This is a genomic window from Halomonas sp. GFAJ-1, from assembly GCA_002966495.1.
GTDB lineage: Bacteria > Pseudomonadota > Gammaproteobacteria > Pseudomonadales > Halomonadaceae > Vreelandella.
On sequence record CP016490.1, the window covers coordinates 840796 to 853097 of the forward strand.

The following is a 12302-nucleotide window of genomic DNA, read 5'->3' on the forward strand; positions in this document are numbered from 1 at the left end:
TGTATACTTGACGGCTTATGAATTCATGGCCAACGGTGCTTTCCGCGATGAGTGTTTCGACAAACCAATCGACACCCGATGTGTCGACCTTTCAAGGCTTGATCCTTGCTCTTCAGCAGTACTGGGCAGAGCAAGGCTGCGTCATCCTTCAACCCCTCGATATGGAAGTCGGCGCGGGCACCTTCCACCCCGCCACGTTCCTGCGGGCGATTGGCCCTGAAACCTGGAACGCGGCCTACGTGCAGCCCTCTCGACGCCCTACCGACGGCCGCTATGGGGAAAACCCGAACCGTCTGCAGCACTACTACCAGTTTCAGGTAGTCATGAAGCCCTCACCCAGTAATCTGCAGGATCTCTACCTGGGCTCGCTAAAGCGCCTGGGGCTCGACCCGCTGATTCACGACGTGCGCTTCGTGGAAGATAACTGGGAATCCCCCACCTTGGGCGCCTGGGGCCTGGGCTGGGAGGTCTGGCTTAACGGCATGGAAGTGACCCAGTTCACCTACTTCCAACAGGCGGGCGGCATTGAGTGCTACCCCGTCACCGGCGAGTTGACCTACGGGCTTGAGCGTATCGCCATGTACCTGCAGAACGTCGACAGCGTATATGACTTGGTTTGGGCGATAGCACCCGATGGCAGTAAAGTCAGCTACGGTGACGTTTACCTACAAAACGAGCGTGAGCAGTCCGCCTACAATTTCGAGCACGCGGATGTGGATCAGCTCTTCGCGGCGTTTGATCACCAGGAAAAAGAGTGCAGCAAACTGCTAGCCGTTAATCTACCGCTGCCCGCCTACGAACAAGTGCTGAAAGCTTCCCATACGTTCAACCTGCTTGATGCCCGCCATGCGATCTCCGTGACCGAGCGCCAGCGCTTTATTTTACGTGTACGCACCATGGCAAGGGACGTCGCCACCGCTTACTTCGAGTCACGCAAAGCAGCGGGGTTCCCCATGGCCCCCGAGGCCCTGCGCCGCGAACTGTTACAAGAACCACTCGCCGACCAGGGAGAGACATAATGGCTGTTGATACACTTTTATTAGAACTGGGTGCCGAAGAGCTGCCGCCCACGGCACTGGATGCGCTGTCAGATGCGTTTGCAGCGGGTATTAAAAAAGGGCTACAAGAGGCTGACATTCCTTTCCAGGCGATTAGCGCTTACGCCACACCACGCCGTTTAGCGGTGCAGGTGACCGGTCTTGCGGACAAGCAGCCTGACCGCGCAGTAGAGCGCCGTGGCCCCGCCCTGGCCGCTGCGTTTAAAGATGGCGTGCCCACCAAAGCGGCCGAAGGCTTTGCCCGCTCTTGCGGTGTTAGCGTGGATGAGCTGATTCATCTGGAAACCGACAAAGGTACTTGGCTAGGTTTTCAGGAGCAGCAGCAAGGCGAAAGCGTTCAAGCGCTGCTGCCGGAGATGATTCGCAAAACGCTGCAATCACTGCCGGTGCCCAAAAACATGCGCTGGGGCGCATCCCGGGTTGAGTTCTCCCGTCCGGTTCACTGGCTGGTCACCCTTTACGGCAGCGATGTGATTGCCGCTGAGGCACTTGGCCTAGAGGCTAGCCGCACTACCTATGGTCACCGCTTTCATGCCCCGGATGCCATTCAGCTCGCGCATGCCGACGACTACCTCGCCACGCTAGAAAACGCCTACGTACTGGCCGACCGTCAGCGCCGCCGTGAACGCATTCGTGAGCAGGTGTTAGCAGAAGCCGAAGTGCAGGAAGCTCATGCGGTCATCGATGAAGACCTGCTAATCGAAGTGAGTGGTTTGGTGGAGTGGCCTGTCGCACTGACCGGCAGCTTCGATGAGCGCTTCTTGGAAGTGCCTGCGGAGTGCCTGATTTCTTCCATGAAGGCTAACCAGAAATACTTTCACCTGCTGGATGACCAAGGCAAGCTGAAGCCGCTGTTCATTACCATTTCGAACATCGACAGTGCCGACCCCCAGCAGGTGATTTCAGGGAATGAGAAAGTCATTCGTCCGCGTCTTGCAGATGCCGCCTTCTTCTACGACACCGACCGCAAGCGCACTCTTGCATCGCGCATTCCTCAGTTGGAAAGCGTCGTATTTCAGCAGCAGCTGGGCACGCTGGCCGATAAAGCACGCCGCAGCACGGCAATTGCCACCTTTATTGCTCAGCAAATTAATGGCGATGTCGCCCACGCCCAGCGCGCTGTAGCGCTCGCTAAGTGCGACTTGGTCTCTGAGATGGTGCTCGAATTCCCTGAACTCCAGGGTATTATGGGCCGCTACTACGCCGAGCAAGATGACGAGCCTGCTGAGGTTGCTCAGGCGTTAGAAGAGCAGTACCTGCCTCGGTTTGCCAGCGACATTATCCCACAAAGCCTAACTGGCCAAGCCCTGGCGCTGGCGGATCGCTTGGATACTCTGGTGGGTATCTTTGGTATTGGTCAGCGCCCTACCGGCGCAAAAGACCCCTTTGCTTTACGTCGTGCGTCCATCGGCGTACTCAACATTCTGGTGAAAGGTGAGCTCAGCCTCGACCTCCGTGAGCTGCTAAGCGTTGCCGCTGAGCAGCACCGGAACTTGCCTAGAGCAGAAGGCTTGGTCGACGATGTGTTGACCTACATGCTGGACCGCTTCCGCGCATGGGGTCAAGATGAAGGCATTAGTGCGGAAATGTACCTCGCGGTACGCGCCCGGCCGGTCACTAAGCCGCTGGATTTCGCTCGTCGCCTGCGCGCTGTTAAAGCATTTGCCCAGCGGGAAGAAGCCGCAGCCCTGGCCGCAGCCAATAAGCGGGTTTCTAATATCCTGAGTAAGCAGGAGCACGATGGCAGCACCCAGGTCGACCAGCCTTTGCTACAAGAAGAGGCAGAACTGAATCTGTTCAACGCCGTCTCAGCTAGCCAACAACAGGTGGCTCCGCTATTTGCAGAGGGTAACTATCAGCAGGCGCTTGATGCCTTAGCGACGCTGCGCGAGCCGGTTGATGCGTTCTTTGACCAGGTTATGGTGATGGCCGATGACGAAGCGGTGCGTCGGAACCGCCTTGCGTTGCTAGCCAGCCTGCAGGCGCTGTTTCTTGAAGTTGCGGATATTTCCCAGCTGCCACAGTAAGACGCTTTTAGTAGCATGCTATAAAACGCTGTCTAGCGTGTGCAGGCCAACATCCCAACCGGCACTTTAAAAGTGCCGGTTTTTTATTGCTAGTTCTCGCCTCCTGAAAAGCCTGCAAACCTTTTTGTTTCACGTGAAACATACAGGTAAGATTAGTGAAACATTTACCCTACTCGCTGTGCCTTACTGCTAACTAGCTAAGCTTTGCATTCAAAGTCGACGAGCGAAGACTCGCCATGGAACCGGCTATGTACGAATTTTTTCTTTTAGACACACTTCCCCAGCAGCAAACCAACATTGCGTCTTATACGCTTGATGGGCGCAAGGTCTGGCTTAAAAAAGCCGCTAAACGTAACTCACGCCTTACCTATCTGCCACTTACTCTACTCGCCAAATGGCTGCGTGTTGATGCGCTCAAGCCGGTTCACAACCTGGGGGGCAAACAGAGCATTGCCCAAGAAGCCGCGCGCATTAAAGCACTTTCCTCGGCCGGCGTGGCAGTGCCCACTATTTTGGCTGAGACACCTGAAGCACTATTGCTGGCCGATGCTGGCAGTGAAAATCAGCCATCGCAAACGCTGCTGGATAAACTACTCACAGCGCAGCAAGTGGAAGAGATCGATCATTACCTTATGCTGGGAACGCAGGCGCTAAATGATGTCCATGCACGCCAGTGTTATCTCAGTGAAGCGTTTGCGCGCAATATTTTGGTAAACCAGGAAGAAGTTGTTTTTATCGATTTTGAGACCGATCCAGGTGAGCGCCATGAGCTAATAGACTGCATGGTGCGCGACTGGCACTGCTTTATTTTTTCACTGTATGGCAAACTTAGTAAACGTGACACACATCGAGAGCGTTTAGCTTTTGCGCTACTTAACGGCTTACGCCAGGCCCAACCTGCTGTAAGGGAGCGATTTCTAACGACGCTGCCACGCCTTGCACGCTTAAATCGGTTTCCGTTCCAGCGCTTTGGTAGTGATGGGAAAAAAATCGCTATTACATTACAAGCGCTGTCACTACTCAACCAACAGCTAAGCGCTAAATAGAGCTAAAAATGCCCCCTACTAACGAACGCTACGTTAATGTGCCTCCTGAAAAGCTGGTTATCCTAGACCGAGATGGCGTGATTAACCGTGACTCAGACGCCTATATAAAGTCCCTAGCAGAATGGATACCGTACCCTTCCGCCATTAACGCTATTGCTCGTTTAACTAAGGCAGGATTTACCGTTACCGTCGCGACGAATCAATCCGGCATCGCTCGTGGTTACTATGATGAAGCGACGCTGCACGCCATGCATGAGTGTCTAAATGCACTCGTAGAAGCAGAAGACGGTCGTATTGCTCATATTGCTTACTGCCCACACGGGCCTGACGATGGCTGCAGTTGCCGCAAACCACTGCCGGGGCTACTGCTAGAAATTCAGCAGCAGTTAGGTATAGAGAGTTTAGAGGGCAGCTGGATGGTCGGCGACAGTTTGCGTGATTTACAGGCAGGCGAAGCAGTCGGCTGCCATAGCGTACTTGTCAAAACGGGAAAGGGAGAGAAAACCTTGGCCCACAATGCGGGACTTGAGAATGCTACTGTTTTCGCTGATTTGGCTGCATTTACCGACTGGCTTTGCCAGCAGTAGAGCGTGATAAGTATCAAAAAACGGCCCCTGGTTTTTAACCAGGGGCCGTTTTTTATTCAGCAATCACTATTTTGTTTCACGTGAAACATCAGCAGTGACGCCTAGACATCAAGATTAGCCACTAGCGCATTTGTCTCAATAAACTCGCGACGAGGTTCAACTTCATCTCCCATGAGCGTATTGAACATCATGTCGGCGGCAACCGCATCTTCGATAGTAACGCGCAGCATGCGGCGGCTGTCAGGATCCATGGTGGTCTCCCAAAGCTGGTCAGGATTCATCTCACCCAACCCTTTATAGCGCTGGAAAGAGAGCCCACGCTGACCTTCTTGCATTAACCAAGCCAGCACCTCGGAGAAGTGGGAAACCGGTTTCTGCCGCTCACCACGGGCAATATAAGCCCCCTCCTCCAACAGCCCATTGAGCGTATCGCCTAACCCGGTAATGGCGCGGTAGTCGGCGCTTTCAAAGAAATCCAAGCCCCAAACGTACTCTGTGGTTACCCCATGGGCAATGAGCGACACCGCGGGCAAATGCAGACCACGTTCAGTATCTTCGTGAATATAGAACTGGTAACGAGGGCCACCTTCATAGGCCACCTTATCGTCCATCGCTTTTTGAAGCTCAGCGATCCAGTTTTCCATTGTCACCCGATCTTTCAGGCTCGTTTCGCCTAGCAGCGCCGCTGTGTGCACCGTCTGCTTGAGCACTTCAATCGGATAGACACGGGCTAGGCGATCGATTCGTTTCATCACGTTGCGATACTGATTAACCAGCGCTTCCAGCTGTGAGCCCGTGATGCCTGGCGCATCGGCATTCACGTGAAGCCCCGCTCCATCCAGCGCGGTGGTCGTCAGGTAGTCGACCATTGCCTGCTCATCTTTAAGGTAAAGCTCTTGCTTGCCTCGCTTGATTTTATATAGCGGCGGCTGGGCAATAAAGATGTGGCCACGTTCAATCAGCTCCGGCATTTGTCGGAAAAAGAACGTCAGAAGCAGTGTGCGAATGTGAGAGCCGTCTACATCCGCGTCGGTCATAATAATGACCGAATGGTAGCGCAGCTTGTCAGGGTTAAACTCTTCCCGCCCAATGCCACAGCCAAGCGCAGTAATTAACGTGCCCACTTCCGCTGACGAAAGCATTTTGTCGAAGCGTGCTTTCTCAACGTTTAGGATCTTACCTTTCAGCGGTAAAATCGCTTGGGTGCGGCGGTCTCGCCCCTGTTTCGCGCTGCCACCTGCCGAATCACCCTCCACCAAATAGAGTTCTGACTGGCTAGGATCTTTTTCTTGGCAGTCCGCCAGCTTGCCCGGCAAACCGGCAATGTCCAGCGCGCCTTTGCGTCGTGTCATATCCCGCGCTTTACGGGCAGCTTCACGGGCGCGGGCGGCATCCAGCATTTTGTTGACGATGGATTTTGCTTCACTAGGCTTTTCAATTAAGTACTCTGAAAACAGCCTGCCCATCTCCTGCTCAACAGCTGTTTTTACTTCACTGGAAACCAGCTTTTCCTTAGTTTGAGACGAGAACTTAGGGTCTGGAACCTTAACAGATATAACCGCGGTTAAACCCTCGCGCGCATCGTCGCCCGAGGTATTTACTTTGGATTTTTTCAGCAACCCTTCCGCTTCAATGTAGTTATTGAGCGTACGGGTCAGCCCCGCACGGAAACCCGCCAAGTGGGCACCGCCATCTCGCTGTGGAATATTGTTGGTATAACAGAAAATATTTTCTGTGAAGGCTTCGCTCCACTGCATGGCGACTTCTACTTCAACGCCATCTTCACGCACTGCATTAAAATGAAAAACCGGATTCAAGACAGTTTTATTCTTATTCAGGTGGTCAACAAATGCTTTTAGACCACCTTCATAATGAAACAGCTCTTCTTTCCCGCTGCGCTCATCCACTAGACGAATGGCAACACCTGAATTTAAGAAAGAGAGCTCACGCAGGCGTTTTGCTAAAATATCGTAATGAAATTCGATATTTGCGAATGTATCCGGTGATGGACGGAAATGGATGCTAGTGCCAGTCTTTTCAGTTTTACCCACCACACCTAGCGGTGCTTGTGGTACGCCGTGGCGATAAATCTGCTCAAACACTTCATTTTGGCGCCATATGGTCAAACGCAGCTCTTCCGACAGCGCGTTGACAACCGAAACCCCTACACCGTGAAGTCCACCTGAGACTTTATAAGAGTTGTCATCAAACTTACCGCCAGCATGCAGCACCGTCATAATAACTTCTGCTGCTGACACCCCTTCCCCTTCATGAAGCTCGGTAGGAACACCACGGCCGTTATCACTGACAGTTACTGATTCATCGGGGTGAATAACCACTCGAACTTCACTGCAGTGGCCTGCCAAAGCCTCATCGATGGAGTTATCCACCAACTCGAAAACCATGTGGTGCAGACCGGTACCGTCGTCGGTGTCACCGATATACATACCTGGGCGCTTGCGTACTGCATCTAGCCCTTTGAGCACCTTGATGCTTGATGAATCGTAAGCCTGCTCGCTCATTGACCACTCCGTCGTGAAGTCTGTCTCATTCCATGTCACCTACCCATCCGTTACTAACTGGCTTAAGCCTTGCTCAGTATGTTTCACGTGAAACATCTTAACCGTAGTCTCAGGTTGCCACATATCGCGTAAAGCGGCTGGGTCGACGCTGGTAATAAATGCTTGGCACTGCATCTCTTCAAGTAATTTGCAAAACCGCAAGCGATGCTGTTCATCCAGTTCCGCAGGCAAATCATCTATCAGGTAAACACAGTGCCGCTTTGCTGTACTTTCCAGAAGCCGCCCTTGGGCTAGCTTAAGCGCGCTAACAACCAGCTTTTGCTGGCCTCTGGAAAGCACTTCAACTGCTGGCTGCTTATCAAGACGAATCCGTAAATCTGCACGCTGAGGCCCCTGCTGAGTAAACCCCATTTGCTGATCTGTTTCACGGCTACTCTCTAGCACATCCGCTAGGGACCTCTGCTTATCCCAACCTCTGGCATAACGAAGCATTAGCCCAGGCACTGAGAATAGCCTTGCCAGCGTTTCCTCAAAAACAGGTAAAAATTGACTAAACCAGCTTTGACGCAGCGTATCCATCTGCTCGCCCCAGGTAGCTAGCTCCTGCTCCCACACTGCAATTTCGCCGGGTACTATTCTACCACGCCTAAGCAGCGCATTCCGATGTTTCACCGCCCGGCGCGTTCGCTTCCATGCCTCCAAAAATTGATGTTTCACGTGAAACACTCCCCAATCGAGAAACTCTCTCCGACCAGCCGGTGATCCCTCTAACAAACGAAACGCATCGGGATTAATCAGCTGTAACGGCATGGCTTCCACCAGCTCAGCCAAGCGTACCCCTTTCTCGCCCCGCAGGCGCAGCTCAAGTTCTCTCTCCGCTCTTAATCGCCTAACCCCAAGGGCAACCTCAGGGTCACCTGCCAAACGGCCATAAAGCGTCATATATGGAGCATCTGACTGGATAACATTCTTAAGCTGACGAGTACGAAATGAACGGCCCATCCCTAATATATGGATGCCTTCTAACAGGCTGGTTTTCCCACTACCGTTAACCCCATGGAGAATATTAATACGCAGAGAGGGGTCCATTTCCACGGGTGCGAGATTACGCAAGCCTTGCAGGTGTAACCGAGTTAGGCTCATTAACAGTCGCCGCCAAATTAAGTCATGTTGGTATTAAACGTGAAAACGGCGCTTCTGACAGCAGAAGCGCCGTTTTATCATAGAGCTAAAGCTTGCTATAAACGCATGGGCATCACTACATAGAGTGCGTCGCCGCCACCTGGCTCTTCTAACAGCGCACTACTATTGGGGTCAGCCAGAGTCACCTGCACCCGGTCCTCATCTAGCACCGAGAGCACATCGACTAAATAACCCACGTTAAAGCCCACTTCCATAGCGCCGCCGCTGTACTCAACCGCCACATTCTCTTCGGCTTCTTCCTGCTCTGGGTTGTTAGCCATTACCTTGAGATTATTCTCCTCAAGATAGAGGCGCACACCACGATACTTCTCATTGGAAAGAATGGCAGTACGCGAAAGCACCTGACGCAGTTCAGCACGCTCAGCAATCAACACTTTGTCCCCGTTACGTGGCACCACGCGCTCGTAATCAGGAAACTTGCCGTCAATCAACTTAGACGTAAAAGTAAAGTCGCCAGTGTGTGCTCTTACGTGTGTAGAACCTAGCGTTAAGCTAACCGGTTCGTCGCTATCGTCTAATAGACGCGACAACTCGAGAATCCCCTTACGTGGCACTATTAGCTTTTGGGACTGGTTAACAGAGATATCGATAGGACGAGAGCACATAGCCAAACGGTGACCATCAGTGGCCACTGTACGCAACAAATTACTCTGAATCTCAAGCAGCATGCCATTAAGATAATAGCGTACATCCTGCTGCGCCATGGCGAACGAGGTAGCTTCAATAAGGTGTTTTAACGTACCGCGGGGAACGCTTATCTCTTGGCTACCATCAGCATCTTCAATATTAGGGAATTCGGCTGCTGGCAGCGTTGAAAGCGTGAAACGCGAGCGTCCACTACGCAGAACAGCCCGCCCCTCTTCGACGGCAAGCTGAATATCTGACTGGTCGGGCAGTGACTTACAAATATCCATCAGCTTGCGTGCAGGCACCGTTGCCGCACCTTCCTGGTCCACCTGGCTTGCAACCGTGCGCCCGATCAGCTCAACTTCAAGGTCGGTACCCGTGAGTGAAACTTGATCACCTTCAACTTGAATCAGCACATTAGAGAGCACAGGCAGTGTTTGGCGCCGTTCTACCACGCCCGCCACCAGTGTCAGCGGGCGCAGCAGCGCCTCTCGGGAAATTGAGAATTTCATCAATACTCCGGTTGTATATCCTGAAAGGCCTCTCTACTTAAGACCCAACAATATGGTTAACTGGTTAACAGACGCAGCAGATTTTTATAATCTTCGCGTATATCCGCACTCTCTTCCTGCAACGCTTTTACCTTTCGACAAGCATGCAAGACCGTCGTATGGTCACGCCCACCAAACGCATCGCCTATCTCGGGTAAGCTGTGATTCGTCAGCTCTTTGGCAAGCGCCATAGCAACTTGGCGGGGCCTGGCCACTGAGCGCGAACGTCGCTTGGACAGCAAATCCGCTACCTTAATTTTGTAATACTCGGCCACCGTGCGCTGAATATTGTCGACCCCTACTTGCTTATCCTGAAGCGCGAGCAGGTCCTTTAAGGATTCACGAATAAAGTCTTGGGTAATGGTTTTACCCATGAAGTGAGAATCTGCAATGACTTTTTTCAGCGCACCCTCAAGCTCACGGACATTAGAACGAATTTTTTGGGCAATAAAAAAGGCAGCATCGTGAGGAAGGTCCACTTTTGCTTGGTCGGCCTTCTTCATCAGAATTGCGACGCGGGTTTCCAGTTCAGGGGGTTCAATCGCGACGGTAAGCCCCCAACCGAAGCGCGACTTCAAACGCTCTTCAACACCACTGATCTCTTTTGGGTAGCGGTCAGAGGTAAGGATCATCTGCTGCCCCCCCTCTAACAGCGCGTTAAACGTATGAAAAAACTCTTCTTGAGAGCGCTCTTTACCCGCGAAGAACTGAATATCATCGATTAATAGTGCATCAACACTGCGATAAAAGCGCTTGAAGTCATTAATCGCATTTAGCTGCAGCGCTTTGACCATATCTGCGACAAAGCGCTCCGAGTGCAGATAAACCACTTGAGCATTTTCACGCCGATCCGCCAGGGCATTCCCTACTGCGTGCATTAAGTGTGTTTTACCTAAACCAACTCCCCCGTATAAAAACAAGGGGTTATAGGCGCCGCCGGGGTTTTCTGACACCTGACGTGAGGCAGCGCGAGCTAGTTGGTTCGATTTACCCTCGACGAATTTATCAAAGGTGAAATTAGGGTTCAGGCCGCTACCATGCTTCAGGCTGCCTTCAACCTGCACCTGACGCTCATTACCTCGTCGGACAGGCGCCTCTTCTCTTAGCTGACTAATTTCTCGTTCATCAGAGACGTTACCGCGGGGTGAGGTGTGGACTGCTGGAGCCATTCGTTGGGTGGGCGTAGCCGAAACAGGATTACCCAACTCTCGGGGCTGTGGCGCAGGAGTCGCGGCACGGCGGCTACCCACTGTTAAGCTAACTTTGGGAGGTTTTCCAGGTGCCAGCTCACGAATCAGTTCACTGATTCGTTTGGCGTACTTATCACTCACCCAGTCGCGCACAAAGCGATTCGGCGCCAACAAGCATAGCTCGTTGGCCTCTCCTTCTTCTGCCTGTAACGGACGTATCCAGGTGTTGAACTGTTGAGAATTCAGTTCGTCCTGTAGGTAGTCCAGGCACTGTTGCCAAAGCGCGAGTGACACTCATCTCACCATCGGTTGAAAACGGTCGACCATTGTAGCGCCCAACGAAGCGGTTATCCACACGCAGTAGAGGCTCTTTTTTACCTGTGGACAACTTCTTTTGAGCTACAAGGAAAACCTCATGATGGAATCGGGATAAGTCGAAAAAGCGCTATTTCCGTTGCATCTAGTCACACCTAGTTAACAGCTTATTTAGTGCTTATTTGATAGTTATGCACAGATTTTTTATGATTTTAACCTGTTGATAAAATTATCTTTAAATAGCTTATCCACAATTAGTATCCCCACTATTAATAACAATAGGTTTTAAGTAATACTACTAGTAATAATAGTCCATCGGTGTGGCGCCACTGATGAACAGTCACTAAAACGGGCATTGCCTTTTTAACGCTTTTTATGCAAGGAAAAATTGCACCGGCGGCGGGAAGTCTCTACAATTTCCGGTCTTGAATTGAATCTACCCGGCTAGTTCTCACTGGACCGGGTCTTTTGGAATTCATTTTCCGTCCTAAACCACGTGGGAATAACGAGTTATGAAACGCACTTTTCAACCTAGCGTTCTCAAGCGCAAGCGCGCGCATGGCTTCCGTGCTCGTATGGCAACCAAAAACGGCCGTGCTGTAATTTCACGCCGCCGCGCCAAAGGCCGCAAGCGTCTGAGCGCCTGATTTCGGATTGCGTGTGCTGCATCAAGGCTTTCCCCGGTGCTTGCGTTTGCTAAACGCTGGGGATTTTAGTCACGTGTTTGAACAAGCAGACCTAAAAGTTCATGGCAAAGGTATGATGGCGCTAGCGCGCTTAAGTACTCGGGGGCATCCCCGCATTGGACTGGTGGTCAGCAAAAAAAATGTGAAGCGCGCTGTTGATCGCAACCGCTTTAAGCGTCTTGTTAGAGAATCCGCTCGGCTTCGCCAAGATCACTTACCCTCAATGGATATAGTAATTCTGGCTAAGCGTGGTGTTCAGGATATTGATAATGAAACGCTCCACCGCCAGCTACACGGCATGTGGAAGCGACTTCAGCGTGACGCACAGGCGGTGTCTTCAACTCCCCCGCTTGATGGCGTAACACGTGACGCTTGACGACACACCTCGCCGCTCGACCTCGGCCTGCCGCCTGGCAGGCTTTCGTGTGTCATGGGTCGAGTAAATGACACTGCGCCATTAGCATGTTCACCACCCATCGGGCAGAACCCT

The 12302-nt window shown here is 52.2% G+C and carries 10 protein-coding genes; 6 read left to right on the forward strand and 4 right to left on the reverse strand.

The window, feature by feature from the left end; all coding sequences use genetic code 11:
• Window positions 1–47 precede the first annotated feature (47 nt).
• The 4 genes from BB497_03820 (at window position 48) to BB497_03835 (ending at window position 4718) form a co-directional block, all read left to right on the forward strand.
• The gene (locus BB497_03820; protein ID AVI61887.1) at window positions 48–1019 is read left to right on the forward strand and encodes a glycine--tRNA ligase subunit alpha; all 972 of its coding nucleotides are present in this window, start codon (window positions 48–50) and stop codon (window positions 1017–1019) included.
• A complete protein-coding gene (locus tag BB497_03825; protein ID AVI61888.1) occupies window positions 1019–3085 on the forward strand; it encodes a glycine--tRNA ligase subunit beta in 2067 nt (688 codons plus the stop codon). The genes BB497_03820 and BB497_03825 overlap by 1 nt, the downstream gene beginning before the upstream one ends.
• A 248-nt stretch (window positions 3086–3333) precedes the next feature.
• Window positions 3334–4131 (forward strand): hypothetical protein, encoded by a 798-nt coding sequence (locus BB497_03830; GenBank protein ID AVI61889.1) that lies wholly within the window; start codon window positions 3334–3336, stop codon window positions 4129–4131.
• A gap of 8 nt (window positions 4132–4139) precedes the next feature.
• A complete protein-coding gene (locus BB497_03835; protein ID AVI61890.1) occupies window positions 4140–4718 on the forward strand; it encodes a D-glycero-beta-D-manno-heptose-1,7-bisphosphate 7-phosphatase in 579 nt (192 codons plus the stop codon).
• A 101-nt stretch (window positions 4719–4819) separates the two neighbouring features.
• On the opposite strand, the gene BB497_03840 is transcribed toward BB497_03835, so the two are convergent.
• From BB497_03840 to BB497_03855, 4 genes are all read right to left on the reverse strand, one after another.
• Window positions 4820–7240, reverse strand: a complete 2421-nt coding sequence (locus BB497_03840; protein ID AVI61891.1) for a DNA gyrase subunit B — start codon at window positions 7238–7240, stop codon at window positions 4820–4822.
• Window positions 7241–7279: 39 nt separating this feature from the next.
• Window positions 7280–8383: a DNA replication/repair protein RecF gene (locus BB497_03845; protein AVI61892.1), complete on the reverse strand. Its 1104-nt coding sequence runs from the start codon at window positions 8381–8383 to the stop codon at window positions 7280–7282.
• A gap of 95 nt (window positions 8384–8478) precedes the next feature.
• A complete protein-coding gene (locus BB497_03850; GenBank protein ID AVI61893.1) occupies window positions 8479–9582 on the reverse strand; it encodes a DNA polymerase III subunit beta in 1104 nt (367 codons plus the stop codon).
• Window positions 9583–9638: 56 nt separating this feature from the next.
• Window positions 9639–11105: a chromosomal replication initiation protein DnaA gene (locus tag BB497_03855; GenBank protein ID AVI61894.1), complete on the reverse strand. Its 1467-nt coding sequence runs from the start codon at window positions 11103–11105 to the stop codon at window positions 9639–9641.
• 533 nt (window positions 11106–11638) lie between these two features.
• Between BB497_03855 and BB497_03860 the strand changes: the two genes are divergently transcribed.
• Window positions 11639–11773 (forward strand): 50S ribosomal protein L34, encoded by a 135-nt coding sequence (locus tag BB497_03860; GenBank protein AVI61895.1) that lies wholly within the window; start codon window positions 11639–11641, stop codon window positions 11771–11773.
• Between the two features lie 73 nt (window positions 11774–11846).
• The gene (locus tag BB497_03865) at window positions 11847–12188 is read left to right on the forward strand and encodes a ribonuclease P protein component (protein AVI64249.1); all 342 of its coding nucleotides are present in this window, start codon (window positions 11847–11849) and stop codon (window positions 12186–12188) included.
• Window positions 12189–12302 lie beyond the last annotated feature (114 nt).

Excerpts from the sequence above, each read along its gene's own strand:
- BB497_03820 (AVI61887.1), top strand. The coding sequence starts at position 48 with ATGAGTGTTTCGACAAACCAATCGACACCCGATGTGTCGACCTTTCAA.
- BB497_03825 (AVI61888.1), top strand. The coding sequence starts at position 1,019 with ATGGCTGTTGATACACTTTTATTAGAACTGGGTGCCGAAGAGCTGCCG.
- BB497_03830 (AVI61889.1), top strand. The coding sequence starts at position 3,334 with ATGTACGAATTTTTTCTTTTAGACACACTTCCCCAGCAGCAAACCAAC.
- BB497_03835 (AVI61890.1), top strand. The coding sequence starts at position 4,140 with ATGCCCCCTACTAACGAACGCTACGTTAATGTGCCTCCTGAAAAGCTG.
- BB497_03840 (AVI61891.1), bottom strand. The coding sequence starts at position 7,240 with ATGAGCGAGCAGGCTTACGATTCATCAAGCATCAAGGTGCTCAAAGGG.
- BB497_03845 (AVI61892.1), bottom strand. The coding sequence starts at position 8,383 with ATGAGCCTAACTCGGTTACACCTGCAAGGCTTGCGTAATCTCGCACCC.
- BB497_03850 (AVI61893.1), bottom strand. The coding sequence starts at position 9,582 with ATGAAATTCTCAATTTCCCGAGAGGCGCTGCTGCGCCCGCTGACACTG.
- BB497_03860 (AVI61895.1), top strand. The coding sequence starts at position 11,639 with ATGAAACGCACTTTTCAACCTAGCGTTCTCAAGCGCAAGCGCGCGCAT.